This is a genomic window from Macrococcus capreoli, assembly GCF_025628935.1.
Taxonomy (GTDB): domain Bacteria; phylum Bacillota; class Bacilli; order Staphylococcales; family Staphylococcaceae; genus Macrococcoides; species Macrococcoides capreoli.
In genome coordinates this window covers 1-22974 of sequence record NZ_JAOTIS010000023.1, presented here as the reverse complement: position 1 = coordinate 22974, position 22974 = coordinate 1, and the positions used below count along the sequence as shown (strand labels likewise).

The window sequence follows — 22974 nt, the reverse complement described above, 5'->3', positions numbered from 1 at the left end:
TCAACTTCTGTAACTGTAGCTGATCAAACAGCACCAGCAATAGATGTAAACCCAGTAAAAGCTGGCGATACAACAGTAGGTGGAACAAGTGAACCAGGTAGCACGATCACAGTAACATTACCAGACGGCACAACAGTAACAACAGTTACGAAACCAGACGGCACATGGACAGTGACAGTACCACCATTAAAAGCAGGCGACAAAGTAACAGCAGTATCAACAGATGAAGCTGGTAACGCGTCACAACCATCAAGTGAAACAGTACCAACTACGCCAGTAGTAGATACAACAGCACCAGTATTAGACGTAAACCCAGTGAAAGCTGGCGATACAACAGTAGGTGGAACAAGTGAACCAGGCAGCACGATCACAGTAACATTACCAGACGGCACAACAGTAACAACAGTTACGAAACCAGACGGCACATGGACAGTGACAGTACCACCATTAAAAGCAGGCGACAAAGTAACAGCAGTATCAACAGATAAAGCGGGTAACGCGTCACAACCATCAAGTGAAACAGTACCAACTACACCAGTAGTAGATACAACAGCACCAGAAGTTGTTGTAAATCCTGTAAACCCAGGCGATACAGTAGTCGATGGAACAAGTGAACCAGATAGCACAATTAAAGTTACAACGCCGGATGGTACAACAGTAACAACAGTTACGAAACCAGACGGCACATGGACAGTAACAGTACCACCAGTAAAAGCAGGAGATGTTATTACAGTCGTAGCAATAGACGATGCTGGTAATACATCAGAACCAGTTAAAGTAGTAGTAACTGGTGATAATACTGGAAATAACCCAGGCGGTAATACTGGCGGTAACACTCAAGGTGGAACTAAAGGTAATACACCATCAACGGATAATAACGGAACAGTGAAAGTCGTTGATAATACTAAAGGTTCGAAAGGTACTAAAGATGTTAAAGGTCACAACATCGGTAAGACTGAATTACCTGACACAGGTGAAAAAGATAATAGTGGTTTAGCAGCAGGTGCATTATTACTTGGAGGCTTAACATTATTAGCTGGACGTAAAAGAAAGCAAGAAGACGTTCAAACAGATGAGAAGTAATTAATAAATCAGAGAATCCCTTTGGGGGTTCTCTTTTTTTTACAATGCATGTTTCAAAATTGTTATATAACTGTAATACGAAAATTCAGATAATTACCTTATAATATAATTGTATATAGTAAAAATTTATGAAAATATTGATGTAGACTCTATCAAGGAGGGACGATATGTTTAACATAATGAAAACAGTAACGCTTTTCTTGACGCTATTATGTTCTTTATTGATTTCAACACATCATGCATTTGCAGCATCGCATGTCGTACTTGCAGTCGGACCGAACAATGCCATCGTCTCTTCGCTCTTTTTATGTTCAGGCGCATGCATCATGATGGTCATTGATAAATTTAAAAAAGATAAATCTTCAGAAGATCAGGAATAATGGATAAGCATTAAGAACATCAATAAAACGCTGAAAGTTTTATAAATTCAGCGTTTTAATTATGTATTAAACAATTTAAATAATATTTAACTTTATATATAGATAATGGATTTTCTAGATGAAATTGAGAAAATTCATGAAAAATATATTTAATTCGAATCAGAAAGATGTTAAAATAAAATTCAAGTAACCACCATTAAATACGAGAGTGATAAGAGGATGAAAATGAATAATACAGCATGTACATTACTTAACATTTATCGAAACATTGAAGTTGATGTTGCTTCAATATTGAAAGCACAATACGATCTAACATTATCTGAGTATTTAATCCTACACTTTATCGTGCAGGAAAAGGAAACTTCTATTACGAACATTAAAGGATATATGGATTATCCAACGAACAAAGTGACAACACGTATGAAGAAGTTGTATGGCATGAGACTAATAATGAAGGAACGTAAAAATGACGACGAACGTATCGTCACAGTTTATGCTACAGAAGAAGGCAAGGCGTTAGTGCAGTCTGTAGTGAATTTAGAAGTCTGGAAAGGTATTGCTGAATAATTGAAGTAAGTGGTGCATAAAGATTGGTATCTATCTCAATTTAAGAGGGAGAGATACCAATCTTTTTTTGCTGATAATATATTGGTAATTTAATTCACTTTTAAATTATTTAAGTATTTTGAAAATTCCTATAGATTTTTACTTAGTGATGCATTAAAATAAAAAGTGTAAATGTAAGCGATTTCAAATAAAGGGAGGATTCATAGGGGATGGAAAAGGTAAGACAGAAAAGGGAAATCAGTGTATGGTGGGCACTTGTACCACTTGTATTTATGATTGCGAGTATGTTATTTACTGTTGTCGTGCTGAAACAAGCACCACATATTCCATTAATGATTGGAACTGCCATTGCAGCGATCGTTGCGCATCAACATGGATTTACATGGGAAGAGATTGAAGAAATGATGTATAAGGGAATCAAACTTGCTTTACCCGCAATTGTCATTATTATATTGGTTGGTTTAGTCATCGGTGCCTGGATTGGGGGAGGCGTCGTTGCGACAATGATTTATTACGGTTTAAAGCTCATTTCACCAGGTCTATTTTTAGTTACGATTTGTATTATTTGTGGTATCGTGTCACTTGCAATCGGTTCAAGTTGGTCAACAATGGCTACCGTAGGCGTTGCAGGTATGGGTATTGGTTTAAGTATGGATATTCCGGCAGGCATGATTGCAGGTGCCGTTATTTCAGGAAGTTATTTCGGTGATAAGATGAGCCCGTTAAGTGATACGACCAACTTAGCATCGGGTTTAACAGGAACGCCGTTATTTGATCATATTAAACATATGTTCTTTACGACGATACCGGGTATTATTATTGCATTAATTGCTTATTTCATTATTGGACGTCAATTTTCTAGTGGTCATATGGATACGAAGAAAATCGATAGTATTATCAATGCGATGGAAGCGCAATTTGTAATTTCACCATGGTTATTATTAATTCCAGTCATCGTTATCGTACTTGTTGCATTGAAAGTACCGGCTGTACCAGCACTTGTTGTTGGAATATTGTTAGGTGCTGGTGCACAGCAACTTGTACAAGGTGACGATATGCGCACTGTCATTACGACATTGCAGGAAGGTTATACGATGAAGTCAGATAATAAATTAGCAACTGAGCTCTTTAACCAAGGTGGATTAGAGTCGATGTTCTATACGATTTCAATGACGATTGTCGCGATGACGTTCGGTGGAATATTAGAATTTAGCGGTATGCTGAATGCTTTAATTTCTAAAATTTTATTAGTAGCGAAATCAACGGGTAGCTTAATTGCTGCAACGATAGCAAGTTGCTTTATTACGAATGCAACATGTTCAGAACAATATATAAGTATTGTAGTACCAAGTCGTATGTATTTAAAAGCTTTCGTAGATAAGAATTTACATCCTAAAAATTTATCGCGTTGTTTAGAAGATAGCGGTACTTTAACGAGTGTATTTGTACCGTGGAATACGTGTGGTGTATTTATTGCGACGACACTCGGCGTTAGCGTTATGGAATATGCCCCATTTGCAATACTAAATTTAATCGTGCCGTTTATTTCTATTTTATATGGTTATACAGGATTTAAGATTGTAAAGCTTTCGAAAGAAGAAAGACATCATTTCGAACAACAAACAATGCAAACAACACAATTAGCATAAGATAAAAAAGACCGATTAAACTTTGATTGATAAAGTTTAATCGGTTATTGTGTGTTGAAAAGTATTATGTCGTATTTGTCGATCTTATAATTTAAATTCAGAATAAATCGTTTCTCTATAGCGTTCAATTAATAATCGGAGTGTTTGTGCATCATTTTTATTGAATTGAGTATTTGTTTTATCAAATTGAAGTTCATATTTTTGTAGAACTTCCTGCACGATTAAATTACCTTCTTCTGTTAAACGCGTACAAACTTTACGTTCGTCATCTTTACGGCGTTCCTTTGCTACAAGTCCCATCGCACGTAATTTTTTTGTCTTCGTACTGGCAGAGTCCATCTTATATGAGATGTCTCTTTGGATTTCAGCAATTGTACTTTCATCATCTTGATACAATTTGTGTAGAATTAAGAATTCTGTAAAAGAGATGCCATATTTGTCGTTAAGTGCTTCGTTTAAGGTCGTTTCAATTAAACTTACTGTTTTAAATAAAGATTGTTCTAGTTCGATCATAAAATTCGCCCATTTCTATTATTATTTTGCGGTTGGTGTTAAACATTTAACCGTGTGTTAACTGAAATGTTAATAAAATTTAGTTTCTCTAAATTTCATTATTTACACGTAATATATTTCATGACATCAACTTTGATAGTATATCATAAAAACAAATAGATAGCACCTATAAAATTTGACAATGATTAAAAAATGGGCATATTCGTTCGGTTTTTCATTCTTTTTTTAGTGAAAGTTGTGCTAAATTATATTAAAAAGTGGATGAAAAGAGAAGGGATTATAATTAAAATATGAATTTTTGTAACGAAGATAATATAATAAATCTTGTGATATTACTATTACAATATAATTTAATGCTATAATATATATTCAGTGTAAATTGTTGTGCTTGTTTAGTTATTAACTATTAAGAATATTTATTAGTGCGAATTAATATTATATGTTAATTTATAGATATATTATTTATTAAAGATGAATATTAAATGCTACTTAAAATTACAAGATGAAAATAGTTTTTTTATTCTGGAGATAATGCAAATAAGTTTTTGACAATTTAAAATTAAATTGCATCAAGTATGTTGTAGTAATAAATTTGAACAAATTGTGAATTTTATATTTTTACATTATATTATAGTAATTTTTGTAGATAATTTAAATATGACTTAAATAACGGAGGTTTCAAAATGACAGCAATTCAAATTAGAAAAGCGGACATGGCAGATGTAGAGAAAATAGAATATATACAAAATCATGCATTACAAGTATTAAAAAATGCTGAAACGTTAGATCCCGTTCCTGTAGGAGAATTAATGGAGAATATTAAACAAGGTCTAATGGCAGTAGCGCTTGTGGATGATGAGGTGGCAGCTTTTAGAACGATGCATGTCCCGGATGAAGATTATTTAGGGCCCTATGCGGGGATAGTGAATGCACAGGAAGAGGGTTTAATCTATTCGGATATTACGATTGTAGATCCTGATTATCGTGGATTATCATTACAACGTAAACTAGGAGAATGGCTATTTGAACAGTTTGAACAAGATTACAAAGTCATTATGGCGACCGTTCATCCGGATAATATACCAAGTTTAAAAGATAAATTTCATTTAGGCATGCACATTACTGCAATGGATAAATTATATGGTGGGAAGCTGCGCTTTATATTTAAGAAAGAGGTCCATAATAATTTCGAGATAAAAGAATTAACTCGAGTAAACATTGAAAACTTAAGTGCGATTGAACAATATTTGAACGAAGGATATAAAGGGATTTCAATGGCCGATGGAAAAATTATGTTTGGATCACTATTACAACTTAAGAATGATAGCATTATTAAATAATAGAGTGTATGATTAACTTATAATAATGTAATTTGGGGTGCATAAAATGACAAGCAATGAAAAGAAACGTGGCGGTTGTTTGAAATGGATCGTATTGATTTGTTTCATTATATTACTCGGGATAGGATTGTACGTGGGTTACGCTTATTTTAAAGTGCGTGATACAGCGAATTCAATTCAACATAAGATCGATGGCCGAGAGAAGTCTGAACTGAGAGACAAGAAAGTAAGTATTAAAGATAAAGATGCAGTAAGTATTGCGCTATTTGGTGTCGATGCCAATGCACAACGTCTTTCAACAGGTGATACAGGACGAAGCGACTCTATAATATTAATGAGTATTAACCCTGAGAAGAAGAAGACGGTAATGATTAGTGTACCACGTGATACATACAGTGAAATGGTAGGCAAAGGAACGCAGGAGAAAATTGCGCATGCTTATGCATACGGTGGTGCTAAAATGGCAGTACAATCAGTTGAGAAGTTAATGAACGTACCAATCGATTATTATGCGACAGTCAATATGGATGGTATGCATAAATTAATTGATGAAGTTGGCGGTATTGATGTAAAGAGTAATTCAACATTTAGTGCGAACAATTATAATTTCGTAAAAGGTGCAACTGTGCATTTAGATGGAAATAAAGCATTAGCATTTATTCGTGCACGTAAAAGTGAAGGTGCAGGTGGAGACTTCGGTCGCCAGGAACGTCAACAAATTGTAATTCAAGGATTAGCAGAGAAAGTATTAAATGTGTCATCAGTAACGAAGCTTGATTCGATATTGAAAAATGTTGAAGGCAGCGTAGTTACCGATTTATCATTTGATGATTTAAAAGGATTAGGATTATCTTATAGAGATGCGATGAATGATGTGAAGAAACAACAATTAACAGGTGAAGGTACGATAATGGAAGATAATTTATGGTACTTCTTACCGAATGAAGATCAAAAGCTTGAAGTCCGTAACTTATATATGGAGAATTTAGGATTATAGAGCGTCGTTACATGAAGCGTTTTCATTTTGGTGATATACTAAAGATGAAGATAAGAGAAGGGGCTGATTGTAAATGACATATCAACATATCTTAATTCCAGTTGACGGTTCAAAAGTGAGTGAGTTTGCGTTTCAAAAAGGGATTGACATTGCTAAGCGTAATGGCGCAAAAGTGACAGTAACGCATATAGTAGATATTCGAACGTATGCGAATGTGAGTGTAGATTACGGTTCAATATCTGAGCATGCAGATCGATTCACTGAAACAATGTTAAACGGCTATGCGCAAATCGCGCGTGAATCAGGTGTGCAGGATGTGGCTACACGCATCGGTCACGGTTCAGCACGCCAAGTGATCACGAAAGAAATAGTACCTGAGAGTCAATGTGATTTAATTGTTTGTGGTTCAAATGGTATGAATGCAATTGAACGTTTTGTAATGGGAAGTGTGTCAGAAGCGATTGTACGTTATGCGAAATGTGACGTACTTGTTGTTCGTTCAGAAACAGTGCCTGACAATTTTAAAGTTGCTGAATTTACTGAGGCATTCCAAAGAGAATATAATAGTAATTAATAAATGTAATATTATTTGTAAACACTAAACAGAGCACGTCAACCTTTTGATTGATAGGTTCGTTTAGTGTTTTTTTATTTTGGGAGAATGTGAGTGAGCCGTAAACATCATTTATCACTCAGTCGCATATCGAATTTAATAAACAATATTGTATTCGTTTTCAAAATGTGGTATTTTTGAATAGTCAAAAAATTTAAGTCATCTGATGACTGAATGAGTGAAAGTTTAAGGGGGATAAAAATATGGGTGAAAGAAGATCGAATGTGCGCTGGATGTTTGCGTTAATGTTTTTCTTAATTGGTGTTATCGCATATATGGATAGAGCGAATATTTCATATATCGCTGGACCGATGATGGAAGACTTACATATGTCTAAAGCACAATTTGGAATGTTAGGTTCAATATTTGCAGCAGGATATGCGTTAATGCAAGTACCAGCTGGGATAATGGCTGAGAAATTTGGACCGAAGAAGATGTTAACGTTTGCTTTAATTTGGTGGAGTGCATTTACAATTCTTACGGGTATCGTAAGGCATCATGGTTTGTTATATACAATGCGTTTCTTATTTGGTATTGGTGAAGGACCGATGTATCCTTCAAATGCTGTATTTAATACATACTGGTTTGCAAAGTCTGAGAAAGGCCGTGCTTCAAGTGCTTTACTTGCAGGTAGTTATTTCGGACCTGTCATTGCACCGTTTGTAACAATTGCGATTTATCAAGCATTTGGCTGGGAAGCGGTATTCTACATCTTTGGTGCAATTGGATTTTTAATTGCAATATTATGGGTTATCATTGCGAAAGACTTACCAGAACATCATAAAATGGTTAACGAAGCAGAGAAAGCATACATCATTGAAAATCGTGATGCAGTAGGCGGCGCTACGAAAGAAACAGCACCATGGGGTCGTTTCTTCAAACGCTTTAGTTTCTTTGCCATTGCAGGACAATACTTTGTTGTACAATTTGTTATTTCATTATTCTTAATTTGGTTGCCAACGTATTTACAGGAAGAATATCATGTCGTATTAAAAGAGATGCCATTTAAAGCAGCAGCGCCATGGTTAATTATGTTTATCTTAATTATGGCGGGTGGTTCGATTTCAGATGCGATTGTGGCCCGTGGACATTCTAAATTCAGAGCACGTGCAAGTATCGCTATCTTTGGATTTATCGTCTTTAGTGTATCATTATTCTTATCTGTACAAACAAATGATATGACGATGAACTTAATTTACTTATCATTATGCTTAGGTGGTGTCGGTTTATCGATGGGGATGAGCTGGGCATCTGCGGCTGACTTAGGTCGTAACTTCTCTGGTACTGTATCGGGATGGATGAACTTATGGGGGAATGTAGGTGCATTCTTAAGTCCGTTCTTAGGTGGGGTACTTGTTCAGAAGTTCGGATGGGATACGACATTCTATTTAATGTTAATTCCAGCAGCAATCGCAATTGTATTATGGTTCTTCGTGAAACCGGACGAACCGTTATTAGAAGAACACCGTTAATAATAGAAGAAAGACGATCGGATTAGATTCCGGTCGTCTTTTTTGTGATGTGTGGATGGGTGACATGTCACCTTAATATTAAATCAACTTTCTCACAGTTACTTGATACACAATATTAATAATAATTGCGGTTGCGGCGATTACAGTTAAAGCAAAGTGTTGCGGAATACCTGTCGCATAGCCATAAATAGTAATGAGCATCATCGCAGCGGGCAATAAGATATTCGTCAATTTAAATGCATTATACAAACCTGTAAATATCGTATACATTTCTTCTTTCGTTAATGAATCAATCAATTTGTCATCAAAGTCTGATTCAAAGTTCTCCGGTAAATCTTTCTCGGGATAGAGTTTATTAATCATACTGTAACCATAGTAGCGCATTATAATAGATAGAACTAATACAACAACACTAATAATACCCAAATAAAATGGTGCATCATTAATGCTGATCAACAACATTGATCCAAGTGCAAAATAGAACGAAATGATAATCGCGATATTCATTTCTGAGAATTTCTTAAACGACGCACGGTCCTGCTCTGAATGTTCCAGGTTAGGGTCATTATCAACTTTATATGCAAGTTTACTATAAATGAATGCCAGTATAGCAAAAATAATTGCTAATATGCATAACACGATAATATATGGGGTAGAAGTAAGTATATCGGTTACTGGTGTTTTCCAATAATCGATTGTTAATAACATCGTTACTGATAGTATGGCAATGATAAGTGGTAATATGTATTTTCTAAACATGGTAGCCTCCTCTTTTTTTAATAGTATACCCAATTATTCGAAGTTGAGACAGGTTAAATCAATTGATTGATTAGAATTATTACTATATAATAATTAATATAAATAACGAACTGAGGAGAGATTTAAATGGCTAAGAAAACACAAGAAAACAAAGTAGTTGTTGCTTTAAATCAACAAGTTGCAAACTGGACGGTATTATATACGAAATTACACAATTATCACTGGTACGTTAAAGGACCTCATTTCTTTAGTTTGCACACAAAGTTTGAAGAATTATATGATGAAGCAAATGTTTACATCGATGAACTTGCTGAACGTATTTTAGCAATTGAAGGAAATCCGATTGCGACGTTGAAAGAAAGCCTAGAATTATCAGTTGTTAAAGAAGCAAAGAAGAATTTATCAGCTGAAGATATGGTGAAAGATTTATCGAAAGACTTTGATAAAGTCATTAAACAATTAGAAGAAGGTAAAGAAGCCGCTGAAGCAGCAGGCGATGAAATGACGGCAGATCAGTTCTTAGGCATGATTACGTCATTAGAGAAACATAATTGGATGTTGAAATCATTCTTAGGTTAATAAAATTAATTCGTACACTTCAATAGTATTGGAGTGTACTTTTTTTTATTTTTATATAGAATGGATGTAAGTAGACGTAGGGGTGAACATAATGGAAGATAAGAACAGACAATGCGTTAGAATCGCTAAAATGTATTATGAAGAAAATTTAGGGCAAAAGGCAATTGCTGATGAATTAAATATTTCGAGACCTACAGTATCGAGACAACTTCAATATGCGAAAGAAATGGGAATTGTTAATATTACCATTCACGATCCATACGAAAGAAGCGAAGAATTGGCAGAGCTATTGAAAGATAAATATAACTTGAAGAAAGTTGTGATTAAAGAAGTTTCAAGTGATAAATATGAAATCGTATTAAGTGCGATATCGGAAGCGGCGGCAGAATTCCTGCACGAGAATGTTAAAAATAATGATATGGTGGGCATTAGCTGGGGCAAGACGATGTTTGAAATAGCTAATTTAATGAAGCCGACAAATTTAACGGGTGTTTCAACGATTCAGTTGAAAGGTGGTATTTCGTATTCAAACATTAAGACGAATTCACATGAAACGTTAGCACTATTTGCGAAGAGCTTTAATTCTATTCCACTTGATTTACCAGTACCAGTAATATTTGATAATAAACACGTGAAGCAACTGGTGAGTGAAGATCGTCATATTAAAGGCATATTAAGTAAGGCGGAAGAATGTGACGTTGCGATATACACGACTGGAACTGTACGTGACGAAGCATTGTTATTTAAGCTTGGATTCTTATCGGAATCTGAAGTGAAACGTCTGAAACATGAAGCGGTAGGCGATATTTGTTCTAGGTTCTATAATAAGAATGGGAAGATTGCCGATATATGGGTTGACGACCGTACGATGGGTGTTACGCTGGATACGCTGAAGCAAATTCCGACGAGTATATTAGTCGCTGGAGGAAAGCATAAAGTTGAGGCGATACGAGGTGCATTAACAGGTGGCATACCAAATGTATTGATAACTGATAGTATTACTGCCAAGCAATTAATTTAACCTGAACGAATTTTCATTTATTGTTTTTACTTTTGTTCAATCTCTGCTATAATGGTATTGAATATAAGGGAGGAATAATAATTATGAATTTAGCAAAGTATATCGATCACACAGCCTTAAAGCCAGAAACGACACAAGCGCAAATTAAGCAATTAGCAAATGAAGCACGTGAATATGGATTTATGAGTGTATGTGTTAATCCAACACATATTAAATATGCTAGCGAATTATTACAAGGTACAGATGTGTTAGTATGTACTGTTATTGGATTCCCATTAGGTGCAAATACACCAGAAGTTAAAGCATTTGAAACGAAATCTGCGATTGCAAGTGGTGCAGGGGAAGTAGATATGGTTGTTAATATCGGTGCAGTGAAGGACGGTAACTTCGACTTAGTACGCGAAGATATCAAAGCTGTTGTAGATGCTGCGGGTGATGTTACAACGAAAGTGATTATTGAAACATGTCTTTTAACGGACGCGGAGAAAGTGCGTGTATGTGAAATTGCAAAAGAAGTCGGTGCTGATTTCGTTAAGACATCAACTGGATTCTCAACAGGTGGCGCTACGGTTGCAGATATTAAATTAATGCGTGAAACTGTAGGACCTGATATGGGTGTTAAAGCAAGTGGTGGCGTACGTTCTTATGAAGATGTAATGGCGATGGTTGATGCGGGTGCAACGCGTATCGGTGCATCAGCAGGTGTACAAATTTTAAAAGGTGAGCAAGCAACGGGAGATTATTAATCTCTCGTTTTACAGAAATTGAATGTAAGCGGATACAAAAAGGAGGAAATTAAAATGAGAATGGTAGATATTATTGCAAAGAAACGTGACGGACAAGCATTAACGAAAGAAGAAATCGAATTCTTCATTAAAGGTTATACAGATGGATCGATTCCGGATTATCAGGCATCAAGTTTAGCGATGGCGATCTTCTTTCAGGACATGAACGATGAAGAACGTGCGAACTTAACGATGGCAATGGTTGAAAGTGGAGACCAGATTGATTTAAGTGCGATTGAAGGTGTGAAAGTTGATAAACACTCTACAGGCGGTGTAGGTGATACAACAACTTTAGTGTTAGGACCTTTAGTAGCAGCGCTTGATATTCCGGTTGCGAAGATGAGTGGTCGTGGGTTAGGACATACTGGTGGAACGATAGATAAATTAGAAGCGGTAGAAGGATTCCACGTTGAAATTTCTGAAGAAGATTTCGTGAAAATTGTTAACGAAGATAAATTAGCCGTTATCGGTCAAACAGGTAACTTAACACCAGCAGATAAGAAATTATATGCATTACGTGACGTTACAGGAACAGTTAACTCTATTCCATTAATCGCATCAAGTATTATGAGTAAGAAGATTGCAGCAGGTGCTGACGCGATTGTGTTGGACGTTAAGACAGGTGCAGGAGCATTCATGAAGACAGATGAAGATGCAGAAATGTTAGCACATGCGATGGTTAAGATCGGTAATAATGTAGGACGTAATACGATGGCAATCATTTCTGATATGAGCCAGCCATTAGGATTTGCGATTGGTAATGCATTAGAAGTGAAAGAAGCAATCGAAACTTTACGTGGCGAAGGTCCGGAAGACTTAACTGAACTTGTATTAACATTAGGAAGCCAAATGGTAGTATTAGCTGGCAAAGCAGAAACATTAGAGGAAGCACGAGAGAAATTACAAGAAGTGATTCGAAACGGTAAAGCTTTAGAGAAATTCAAAGTATTCTTAGCAAACCAAGGTGGAGATGCATCTGTAGTAGACGACTTATCTAAATTACCACAAGCGAAATATGAAATCGAAGTACCTGCAAAACAATCAGGTGTTGTAAGTAAGATTGTAGCAGATGAAATCGGTGTTGCTTCTATGCTATTAGGTGCAGGTCGTGCGACGAAAGAAGATACAATTGATTTAGCTGTAGGTTTAATGTTACGCAAGAAAGTCGGCGATAAAGTTGAAGCAGGCGAATCACTTGTAACAATTTATGCAAACCGTGATAATGTAGATGAAGTGATGGATAAGATTTACGCAAACATTGAAATTGCAGATCATGCTGAAGCACCAGTATTAGTGCATAAAGTGATTACAGAGTAATATGTGATATGACATCGAGTAGTCATGTGGTGACTCGAAATCGGGGAAATGCGTGCGCCATGACCGATAAACGTAATATATCAGTCATGTGCTAACGAAAAAATAAAATATCACAACCTAAAAATAGAGCAATCTATCATGTACTACCTAAAAGAGGAGAGATAACATGAAATTTAATAGAGTTCACTTAATCGTAATGGATTCAGTAGGTATTGGTGAAGCACCAGATGCAGCAGACTTTGGTGATGTAGGTAGCCATACATTAAAGCATACATTAGAAGGTTTCGAAGGGAAATTACCAAACTTAGAGCGTTTAGGTTTAGGTAATATCGCTGAATTACCTGTTGTTAACAAAATTGATAAACCAGAAGGTTATTACACTAAACTTTCTGAAGCATCGGTTGGTAAAGATACGATGACAGGACATTGGGAGATTATGGGCTTAAACATCGATAAACCGTTTAAAGTTTATCCAGATGGTTTCCCTGAAGAGTTAGTTACTGCAATCGAAGAAATGACTAGTCGTAAAGTAGTAGCGAATAAACCAGCTTCAGGTACAGCGATTATCGATGAGTGGGGCGAACACCAAATGAAAACCGGTGATTTAATCGTCTACACTTCAGCAGATCCTGTATTACAAATCGCTGCACATGAAGACATTATTCCATTAGAAGAATTATATGAAATTTGTGAGAAAGTGCGTGAATTTACGAAAGACCCGAAATACTTAATCGGCCGTATTATTGCACGTCCTTATGTAGGTGAACCAGGCAATTTCACACGTACTTCAAATCGTCATGACTATGCATTAAAGCCATTTGGTCGTACAGTAATGAACGAAATGAAAGATGCAGGACTTGATGTGATTGCAATCGGTAAGATTAACGATATTTATGATGGTGAAGGCGTAACCGAAGCAATCCGCACGAAAGATAATATGGACGGTATGGATAAGTTAATGCAAGTCATCAATAAAGATTTCAAAGGTTTAAGTTTCTTAAATTTAGTTGACTTTGATGCATTATACGGTCACCGTCGTGATAAAGCTGGCTATATGAATGCGATTAAAGCATTTGATGAGCGTCTAGGTGAAGTGTTAGAAAGCTTACGTGAAGATGACTTACTGATTATCACAGCTGATCACGGCAATGACCCAACGATGCCAGGTACTGACCATACGCGAGAATATGTTCCATTATTAATGTATAGTAAATCACTTGAAAGTGGAGCACTTGAAGGCCATACAACATTTGCATCAATCGGTGCAACAATCGCAGATAATTTCGGTGTGACATTACCTGCATTCGGGAAAAGTTACTTATCAGACTTAAAATAAATAGTATGAAATATAGAATTATCAAATCGACTCATCCTGTATTGAAAAATAGGATGAGTCGATTTTTTTTAATAAAAAATTTTTATTTTTTTTGTGTGTAATAATATTATATTTTTATAATAATTAAAGTTATAAAATGTATATGTATAATTTAATTGTATTGTTCGATTTTTTAAAAAAATTATTATAATCCCTTTGTTATAAAGACTTTTGTAAATAATTATAAAAAATTTGATTAGATAATATTGTTGTTTACTATATAATATTCATACATCACGTTCTATTTTTATAGTTTTAAATATAATAATTTAAGTGCTATTTAAATTATAGTTGCGTTATGCCTATTTATCATTCCTTGTTATTAGTATGCAAAGCTTATATAATATATCATGTTAAGTAAATGAATAATAGAAACCTACGCCATAAGAGAAAAATTACAAGAAAATTAAATGAGGTGTCTTATGACAAAAAAACAAAAAAGAATGTTCAATTTTAGCGTGATTGAGGAAAAAGTAAGATTTAAATTATATAAAGCAGGAAAGCAATGGGTAAAAGCCTCATTAAAAGATTTAGAGCTACTAAAAATAATGGGACCTTCATTTATTTCTAGAAGTCTAGATACGAAATCAGTAGAAACAGAAGTAACGAAAGAGAAGCATCAGTCTCATACGTTACTAAAAGCCTCTGCGTTAATTGGTGGGATAGCTGCAACAAATACATTAAATAATCAGCAGGCATTTGCAGCAAGTGATGCCCCTGTCACAAGTGAACTAGCTTCATTTAGTGAAACAATTGCGAATCAGAATTCAACAGTATTATCGAATACAACGGCAAGTACTGAAACTTCTGCAAGTGCAACTGATAATAGTCAATCAACTGATTCTACAACATCAGCAACTTCAGAATCAGTGAAAGATACAACTGCACAAGATAGTGCGTCAAATTCTGTTAGTCTATCAGAGAGTAAATCGAATAGTATATTGGTAAGTGAATCAGAAAGTAAGTCGATTCAATTATCAGAAAGTATGTCTGAAAGTAAATCAGCGAGCACTTCTGAAAGTGTAGCGAAAGACGGATCTAATACAAGTACGACAACAAGTAACATTTCATCTTCAACAGATACAAGTTCTACACAATCTTCAAGTTCTGCTAAAAGTAGTACTTCATCGTCAGCAGATGTTAAATCAGATGCTGTGAAGTCTAGTACGACGTCACAAAGTAGCACGAGCACAACAAGCAATACTACAACAAGTGTGTCAGATAGTAGTACGGCTTCTTTATCGACGACAACTTCATCGTCACCAGTGACAAGTAATGCCCCTGTTTCTTCATTAGCAATGAAACAATTAAGCTTATCATTGGATTCAGCTACGATTCAAAATTTAACGACAACATCAACTGCAACATCTACAACGTATACAGGTGTTGGATTTGATAAATATAGTAACGTAAATATTTATTATAAATTGGTAGTTACAAATACGGGTGGAGCATTGAAATTCACTTATACTGTGACTTATGATAATCCCGATACTGTGACTGTTGAAAAACCAAATATTGCAGGTCCTGTTCAGAACTCTCCTGAAACGGCAGGTACATTGATTGACTTAGGTACTGGATTTGGTCCTGTTACTACTGCGACTTCTTATTTTACAGATTCTACTGGGGCTAAAGTATCTTCGCCTGGACAGTATACTATGTCGGTTTATGATCAAGGGAATGGACAATATACATTTTCTAAAAGGGATACTAATGCGACCTATACGACATCTGGTTTAAGTATGGTTACAGAGTGGACTGCGCCAATTACAAATACAACGGGTGATTTGAGTTATGTATTCAATCCGTATGCTACACAAGATAATACTGCAACAGGTAGGGTAAATTATTTTAGTGATACGATTACTGGTGTAGATCCAGTACAATCAGCTTCAGTAAGTACTTCAACGAGCACGTCGAAAGTTAACTCAACTTCAACTTCGACTGCTACAAGTACGTCAGTGTCAACTTCTATAAGTAATTCAGCAGTAACGAGTACTTCGGTTGCGAATTCACAAAGTGTAGCAACGAGTACATCAATTGCGAATTCACAATCAGTAAGTACATCGATTGCGAATTCACAGGCGACGAGTACGTCAACTGCTAACTCTGTGTCAACTAGCACATCAAACGCGAATTCACAATCAGTAAGTACATCAATTGCGAATTCACAAAGTACATCTTCCTCAATGAGTACATCTGTTGTGAATTCACAAAATACATCAACTTCAACAAGTGGATCAATAGCCAATTCAACAAGTGCATCAACATCAGCAAGCACTTCTAAAGTGAATTCACAAAGTACATCAACATCACAAAGTACATCAGCAGTAAATTCAACAAGTGCATCAACATCACAAAGTACATCAATTGTAAATTCAGCTAGTGTGTCAACATCTACTAGTACATCTGTTGTGAATTCTCAAAATGCATCAACATCAACGAGTACATCTACAGAAACATCTTTAAGTGTTAGTACTTCAAAAAGTACATCAACGCAACAAAGTCAATCAGAATCGACAAGTATAGTAGAATCGAAAAGTCAATCAACATCACTGAGTGTTTCAGATTCGAAGAGTGAAAGCGAAGCTATCAGTATGTCTGATTCGTTAAGCATTTCAGATTCGAAGAGTGAGAGTGAAGCAATCAGTGTATCAGATTCATTAAGTATTTCGGATTCGAAGAGTGAGAGTGAAGCGATTAGTGTATCAGATTCATTAAGTATTTCGGATTCGAAGAGTGAAAGTGAAGCAATTAGCGTATCAGATTCACTAAGCGTATCAGATTCGAAGAGTGAAAGCGAAGCGATTAGTACATCAGATTCATTAAGTACATCAGATTCTATAAGTACATCGACGTCAATCAGTGATTCTGAATCACAAAGCATTTCAAATTCAGTGAGTGTTAGTGACTCGACGTCAACATCAATCAGTGATTCGACGAGCACATCAATTTCATTAAGTGATTCAGTATCAACATCAACATCAACAAGTGATAGTGCATCTACATCATTAAGTGATTCAAATTCGGTTTCTACAAGTGACTCGACATCGACATCATTAAGTATGTCAGATTCATCAAGTGTTTCATTGAGTGATTCAGTATCAGTTAGTACGTCACAAAGTGACAGTGACTCAACTTCTATATCAACATCAACGTCATTAAGTACATCAACATCAATCAGTGACTCAACAAGTGCGTCGATTTCATTAAGTGATTCAGTATCAGCGTCAACATCAACGTCAACAAGTGATTCAAATAGCGCATCAACATCATTCAGTGATTCAGTTTCAACGAGTACTTCGGTGAGTGATAGTGATTCAGTTTCAATTTCGAATTCTAAATCGTTATCGGAATCAACTTCTTTAAGTGATTCAACAAGTATGTCGATTTCATTAAGTGACTCAGTATCAGTGTCAACTTCGACATCAACAAGTGATTCAAATAGTATATCAACGTCATTCAGTGACTCAACATCAATGAGTACATCTATTTCATTATCAGATTCAACATCACTTTCTGGATCTAAGTCATTATCGACATCAACGTCAACAAGTGACTCAACAAGTACATCTATTTCAAATAGTGATAGTCAATCTATTAGTGAGTCAGATAGTGTTTCGACAAGTACGTCATTAAGTACTTCAGCGAGCACATCAACATCAGATTCGATCAGTACATCGACAAGTGATAGTGAATCGACAAGTACATCGTTATCATTAAGAGATTCATTAAGTACATCGACAAGCATATCTGATAGTACTTCGACGAGTACTTCATATAGTGATTCAGTGTCAGTATCTACTTCGGTATCGACAAGTGATAGTGAATCAATCAGTACTTCAGTAGGTGATTCAAAATCATTAAGTACATCTAATAGCGAAAGTGTATCGACATCATTATCTGAATCAATCAGTACATCATTATCGAATTCGACGAGTGATAGTATTTCAATTGCTCAATCGACTTCAATCTCAACTTCAATTTCAGAAAGTGATAGTACGTCTAATAGTATTTCAGCTTCGACATCTGTAAGTACTTCATCAAGTGATTCAATCTCTAATTCAGATTCGCTTTCAACATCAACAAGTGTTTCTGAATCTAATTCGACGAGTGACAGCATTTCAACAAGTACTTCACAATCTTTAAGAGAATCGACAAGTGTATCTACTAGTGTGTCAGATAGTGATTCAATGAGTAAATCATTAAGTGACTCAGTATCAACATCGACATCAACAAGTGATAGTAACTCAACGTCAATTAGTACGTCAGCATCAATCTCAGTAAGTACATCAACAAGCGAAAGTGACTCAACAAGTAAATCATTATCAACAAGTGTATCGACAAGTACATCAGATAGTGATTCAATTAGTGTTTCGTTAAGCGATTCAGTATCAACAAGCACATCATTATCAACAAGTGATAGTATTTCGACGAGTGATTCACAATCAGTAAGTGTTTCAACAAGTGTATCGACAAGTACGTCAGATAGTGACTCAACAAGTAAGTCGTTAAGTGAATCAGTGTCAACGTCAACATCAACGAGTGATAGTGATTCAACGTCAATTAGTACGTCAACATCAATCTCAGTAAGTACATCAACAAGTGAAAGTGACTCAACAAGCACATCATTATCAACAAGTGTATCGACAAGTACGTCAGATAGTGATTCAATTAGCGTTTCGTCAAGCGATTCTGTATCAACAAGTGATTCAGTATCAACAAGTGAAAGTGACTCAACAAGTACATCACTCTCTTTAAGAGAATCTTTAAGCACATCAGCATCAACGAGTGATAGCGTATCGACAAGTACATCTTTAAGCGATTCAATTTCAACATCAACGTCATTAAGTGAAAGTGACTCAACAAGTACGTCTGATTCATTATCAACTTCGATTTCTACATCAGCATCGACTAGTAAGTCAGATAGTACAAGCTATAACGATTCACAATTGGCAAGTATTAGTACGTCATTTAGTCAATCAGTATATGAAAGTGAAAGTTTAAGTACAAATAACAGTACATCAGTAAGTCAATCAATTAGTTTATCTACTGCTCAATCTGATTCGATAAGTACGTCTCAAAGTGAAGTGATTAGTGCATCAATTAGTAATTCAATTGTAGCAAGTGAAAGCGAATCACAATCTACGAGTGAAGAAGTAAGTACATCAATATCAGTTTCTCAAGCAGTTTCAGATTCAATTAGTCAATCAGATAGTACATCAATTTCGGTAGCGCAGTCACAATCTGTAAGTACATCAAATTCAGATAGTGCATCTATTTCAACAAGTACATCACTATCAGATTCGACATCTGTTGTAGAGTCGACGAGCGTATCAACATCGTTTAGCGATTCAACATCAACATCGATTGCAACGTCAGAAAGTGATTCAGCAAGTACGTCTAAATCATTAAGTGAATCGCAATCAACAAGTGTGCAAATTTCAGAATCGGATAGTACTTCTGTAAGCACATCAGAATCTACATCAAAGTCATTATCAGATTCAACAAGTAAATCGGACAGTACATCAATTTCAATCGTTCAATCACAGTCTGTAAGTACATCGAATTCGGATAGTACATCAATCTCAATGAGTACATCACAATCAGACTCGACATCAGTGGCAGAGTCAACTAGTGTATCAACATCATTCAGTGATTCAACATCAACATCGATTGCAACATCAGAAAGTGACTCAACAAGTACTTCTAATTCGCTTAGTGAATCAGTTTCAACAAGTGTGCAAATTTCAGAATCAGCAAGTACATCAGTAAGCACATCTGTAAGTGAATCACAATCGTTATCAGATTCAATAAGTAAATCGGACAGTACATCAATTTCAGTTGTACAATCAGAATCAGCAAGTACATCGACTTCAGACAGTACATCGATTTCAACAAGCCAATCAGAATCAGCAAGTACATCTTTATCTAATAGTACGTCACTTTCTAATTCTATTAGTGAATCAGAAAGTGCATCAGTAGTAGAAAGTACGTCGATAAGTGCATCAACATCAGCATCGACTTCGTTGAGCATTGCAAATAGTGATTCAGTAAGTACATCATTCTCGACGAGTGAATCAGGATCTATCAGTACATCGACAAGTGATTCAACGTCTTCAAGTACATCGCTATCAAACAGTACTTCAGAATCAGCAAGTACATCAGTTGCAGCATCAGAATCAGTAAGTACGTCATTAAGTGAATCGATTTCAACATCAACATCGATTTCATTAAGTGATTCGACAAGTACGTCACAATCAACATCGCTGAGTGACTCGGTTTCAAATTCTGAATCTGCATCAACAAGCATTTCTGTTTCTGAATCAGATTCAACATCAATATTAAATTCAAGTAGTGTATCAACGTCATTTAGTGAATCACAATCAGCGAGTATATCAACTTCAATGAGTGATTCAACGAGTACATCAATATCATTAAGTGAGTCTCAATCAACGAGTACATCGACAAGTGAAAGTGATTCAACATCAATTAGTAAATCAACTTCATTATCTGATTCGATATCAATTTCAGATTCAATCAGTCAATCGACATCATTTAGTGAATCGCAATCAGCAAGTATATCAACGTCAACGAGTGATTCAACAAGTACATCAACATCATTCAGTGAATCACAATCAACAAGTACGTCGTTAAGTGAAAGTGATTCGACTTCTGTGAGTACGTCGACTTCAGTTTCTGATTCAACATCTGTATTAGAATCAGAAAGTACATCAACATCGTTCAGTAACTCACAATCATTAAGTACATCCGTTTCGACAAGTGATTCGGCAAGTACATCGACGTCATTTAGTATTTCGCAATCAATAAGTACATCAACATCGTTAAGTGATTCAGAAAGTACATCAACATCACTTAGTGAAAGTACTTCAAGCTCGTTATCGGTGTCTGTAAGTGATTCGGCATCTTTAAGCACATCGAATTCAAACAGTCAGTCGATTTCGTTAAGTGATTCAACTTCAATCTCAGACTCACAAAGTCAATCGACATCTATGAGTACGTCAACATCTAACTCTGATTCAGTTTCAGTATCAGATAGTATGTCGCAATCAGTATCAACAAGTAACTCAAATTCAGTTTCTGCTTCAAACTCAACAAGTGTTTCTGTTTCAATGAGTGAAAGTGATTCAACATCAATATTGAATTCGACGTCAAATAGCGTTTCAACTTCTGGTTCAGATTCAATATCAGTCTCAGACTCAACAAGTACATCGATATCAACAAGTAGTAGTAATTCAATATCAGTGTCGGATTCTATTTCGACAAGTACATCAACATCAACATTTGAAAGTACGTCAATTTCGACTTCATTAAGTCAATCAGATTCTCAGTCAACGTCTGAGTCGGTATCTTTAAGTATTGCTAACTCAGTGTCTGAAAGTACATCAACATCAATAAGTGATTCGAAAAGTATTTCAGCAAGCACGTCAATTATTGTATCGAATAGTACGTCAACATCAGTGAGTACAAGTGATTCAATCTCAACAAGTATTTCATTGTTAAATAGTATTTCAACATCTACGTCAATGAGTAATAGTGGATCTATTTCTACGAGTACTTCGTTCAGTGATTCAGTTTCAATGAGTAATAGCAATTCAATATCTGCAAGTATTTCAACAAGTACATCGACAAGCAGTTCATTGTCTGAATCTATAAGTACTTCAGGATCTACTTCAGGTTCTGAATCAGTATCACTTAGCACATCGCAATCGAATAGTGTATCAAATTCAACAAGTGCATCAGATTCGACAAGTACTTCAACAAGCACGTCAGTGAGTCAATCAATTAGCGGATCTATTAGTGCAAGTGTTAGTGAATCAGCATCGGTATCAACATCATTCAGTCAATCGATTTCTGGAAGTGTAAGTGCATCACTCAGCGATTCATTATCAACAAGTACATCATTCTCTGATAGTGTGAGCACTTCTAACAGTGTATTCACTTCAATTGATAACTCATTAATAGCGAGTCAAAGCACGTCATTCAGTACGAAGAACTCAATCAGTACTTCGACGTCAGTATCAGGAAGTGAGTCATTATCGAATTCAACTTCGGTATCAACAAGTACGTCACTGTCTAACTCAACATCACTGAGCACATCAACGTCTGTAAGTACGAGTACATCATTGAGTCTTTCAGATTCAACAAGTACATCAACATCTTTAAGTTTGAGTGGATCGCTTAGCACATCAGATTCATTAAGTACATCAGCTTCAACGAGTGCAAGTACATCAACATCTAACTCAACATCATTAAGTACATCGTTATCAGCAAGTACGAGTACTTCAATCAGTAATTCAAATTCATTGAGTACATCAACGTCAGCAAGTACAAGTGCATCAGTATCGAATTCAGCATCGTTAAGTACGTCACTATCAGCAAGCACAAGTACATCTTTAAGCACTTCTGACTCGTTAAGTACATCATTGTCAGCAAATACAAGTATGTCTGTATCAAACTCAGCATCGTTGAGTACATCATTGTCAGCAAGTACGAGTGCGTC

The 22974-nt window shown here is 35.7% G+C and carries 16 protein-coding genes; 14 read left to right on the top strand and 2 right to left on the bottom strand.

What is annotated here, in order from left to right:
- The 4 genes from OCL94_RS12600 to nhaC form a co-directional block, all read left to right on the top strand.
- The coding region (locus tag OCL94_RS12600; protein WP_262997278.1) for an Ig-like domain-containing protein at positions 1-1083 on the top strand (1083 nt) is incomplete at its 5' end.
- Positions 1084-1250: 167 nt separating this feature from the next.
- The gene (locus OCL94_RS12595) at positions 1251-1463 is read left to right on the top strand and encodes a hypothetical protein (RefSeq protein ID WP_262997277.1); all 213 of its coding nucleotides are present in this window, start codon (positions 1251-1253) and stop codon (positions 1461-1463) included.
- A 225-nt stretch (positions 1464-1688) separates the two neighbouring features.
- Positions 1689-2030 (top strand): transcriptional regulator, SarA/Rot family, encoded by a 342-nt coding sequence (locus OCL94_RS12590; protein ID WP_262997276.1) that lies wholly within the window; start codon positions 1689-1691, stop codon positions 2028-2030.
- A 209-nt stretch (positions 2031-2239) separates the two neighbouring features.
- The gene (gene nhaC / locus OCL94_RS12585) at positions 2240-3679 is read left to right on the top strand and encodes a Na+/H+ antiporter NhaC (RefSeq protein ID WP_262997275.1); all 1440 of its coding nucleotides are present in this window, start codon (positions 2240-2242) and stop codon (positions 3677-3679) included.
- An 84-nt stretch (positions 3680-3763) separates the two neighbouring features.
- Here nhaC and OCL94_RS12580 read toward each other — a convergent pair whose 3' ends face one another.
- Entirely contained in the window at positions 3764-4192 is a 429-nt protein-coding gene (locus OCL94_RS12580; protein ID WP_262997274.1) for a MarR family winged helix-turn-helix transcriptional regulator, read from the bottom strand.
- Between the two features lie 683 nt (positions 4193-4875).
- Between OCL94_RS12580 and OCL94_RS12575 the strand changes: the two genes are divergently transcribed.
- From OCL94_RS12575 to OCL94_RS12560, 4 genes are all read left to right on the top strand, one after another.
- Complete coding sequence (locus tag OCL94_RS12575) at positions 4876-5532, top strand: GNAT family N-acetyltransferase (RefSeq protein ID WP_262997273.1); 657 nt, start codon at positions 4876-4878, stop codon at positions 5530-5532.
- 46 nt (positions 5533-5578) lie between these two features.
- Positions 5579-6529 (top strand): LCP family glycopolymer transferase, encoded by a 951-nt coding sequence (locus OCL94_RS12570; protein WP_262997272.1) that lies wholly within the window; start codon positions 5579-5581, stop codon positions 6527-6529.
- A gap of 73 nt (positions 6530-6602) precedes the next feature.
- Positions 6603-7103 carry a universal stress protein gene (locus OCL94_RS12565; RefSeq protein ID WP_262997271.1) on the top strand — a complete coding sequence of 167 codons (501 nt, stop codon included), beginning with the start codon at positions 6603-6605 and terminating at the stop codon, positions 7101-7103.
- A gap of 242 nt (positions 7104-7345) precedes the next feature.
- A complete protein-coding gene (locus OCL94_RS12560) occupies positions 7346-8614 on the top strand; it encodes an MFS transporter (RefSeq protein ID WP_262997270.1) in 1269 nt (422 codons plus the stop codon).
- Positions 8615-8692: 78 nt separating this feature from the next.
- On the opposite strand, the gene OCL94_RS12555 is transcribed toward OCL94_RS12560, so the two are convergent.
- Entirely contained in the window at positions 8693-9373 is a 681-nt protein-coding gene (locus OCL94_RS12555; protein WP_262997269.1) for a hypothetical protein, read from the bottom strand.
- Between the two features lie 126 nt (positions 9374-9499).
- Here OCL94_RS12555 and OCL94_RS12550 point away from each other — a divergent pair, with 126 nt between their 5' ends.
- The 6 genes from OCL94_RS12550 to OCL94_RS12525 form a co-directional block, all read left to right on the top strand.
- Positions 9500-9952 carry a Dps family protein gene (locus OCL94_RS12550; protein WP_262997268.1) on the top strand — a complete coding sequence of 151 codons (453 nt, stop codon included), beginning with the start codon at positions 9500-9502 and terminating at the stop codon, positions 9950-9952.
- A 91-nt stretch (positions 9953-10043) separates the two neighbouring features.
- On the top strand, positions 10044-10973 hold the full coding sequence (locus OCL94_RS12545; RefSeq protein ID WP_262997267.1) for a sugar-binding transcriptional regulator: 930 nt from the start codon (positions 10044-10046) through the stop codon (positions 10971-10973).
- Positions 10974-11056: 83 nt separating this feature from the next.
- Positions 11057-11719 carry a deoxyribose-phosphate aldolase gene (deoC, locus tag OCL94_RS12540; RefSeq protein WP_262997266.1) on the top strand — a complete coding sequence of 221 codons (663 nt, stop codon included), beginning with the start codon at positions 11057-11059 and terminating at the stop codon, positions 11717-11719.
- 54 nt (positions 11720-11773) lie between these two features.
- Positions 11774-13075, top strand: a complete 1302-nt coding sequence (locus OCL94_RS12535; RefSeq protein WP_262997265.1) for a pyrimidine-nucleoside phosphorylase — start codon at positions 11774-11776, stop codon at positions 13073-13075.
- Positions 13076-13241: 166 nt separating this feature from the next.
- Positions 13242-14411 (top strand): phosphopentomutase, encoded by a 1170-nt coding sequence (gene deoB / locus OCL94_RS12530; RefSeq protein ID WP_262997264.1) that lies wholly within the window; start codon positions 13242-13244, stop codon positions 14409-14411.
- Between the two features lie 461 nt (positions 14412-14872).
- Positions 14873-22974: KxYKxGKxW signal peptide domain-containing protein (locus OCL94_RS12525; RefSeq protein WP_262997263.1), on the top strand; the 8102-nt coding region annotated here is incomplete at its 3' end.

Bases quoted from the DNA above. Each gene is read 5' to 3' on its own strand.
- OCL94_RS12580 (WP_262997274.1), bottom strand. From the start codon at position 4,192: ATGATCGAACTAGAACAATCTTTATTTAAAACAGTAAGTTTAATTGAA.
- deoB (WP_262997264.1), top strand. From the start codon at position 13,242: ATGAAATTTAATAGAGTTCACTTAATCGTAATGGATTCAGTAGGTATT.
- OCL94_RS12570 (WP_262997272.1), top strand. From the start codon at position 5,579: ATGACAAGCAATGAAAAGAAACGTGGCGGTTGTTTGAAATGGATCGTA.
- OCL94_RS12590 (WP_262997276.1), top strand. From the start codon at position 1,689: ATGAATAATACAGCATGTACATTACTTAACATTTATCGAAACATTGAA.
- OCL94_RS12565 (WP_262997271.1), top strand. From the start codon at position 6,603: ATGACATATCAACATATCTTAATTCCAGTTGACGGTTCAAAAGTGAGT.
- nhaC (WP_262997275.1), top strand. From the start codon at position 2,240: ATGGAAAAGGTAAGACAGAAAAGGGAAATCAGTGTATGGTGGGCACTT.
- OCL94_RS12560 (WP_262997270.1), top strand. From the start codon at position 7,346: ATGGGTGAAAGAAGATCGAATGTGCGCTGGATGTTTGCGTTAATGTTT.
- OCL94_RS12545 (WP_262997267.1), top strand. From the start codon at position 10,044: ATGGAAGATAAGAACAGACAATGCGTTAGAATCGCTAAAATGTATTAT.
- OCL94_RS12550 (WP_262997268.1), top strand. From the start codon at position 9,500: ATGGCTAAGAAAACACAAGAAAACAAAGTAGTTGTTGCTTTAAATCAA.
- OCL94_RS12535 (WP_262997265.1), top strand. From the start codon at position 11,774: ATGAGAATGGTAGATATTATTGCAAAGAAACGTGACGGACAAGCATTA.
- deoC (WP_262997266.1), top strand. From the start codon at position 11,057: ATGAATTTAGCAAAGTATATCGATCACACAGCCTTAAAGCCAGAAACG.
- OCL94_RS12595 (WP_262997277.1), top strand. From the start codon at position 1,251: ATGTTTAACATAATGAAAACAGTAACGCTTTTCTTGACGCTATTATGT.
- OCL94_RS12575 (WP_262997273.1), top strand. From the start codon at position 4,876: ATGACAGCAATTCAAATTAGAAAAGCGGACATGGCAGATGTAGAGAAA.
- OCL94_RS12555 (WP_262997269.1), bottom strand. From the start codon at position 9,373: ATGTTTAGAAAATACATATTACCACTTATCATTGCCATACTATCAGTA.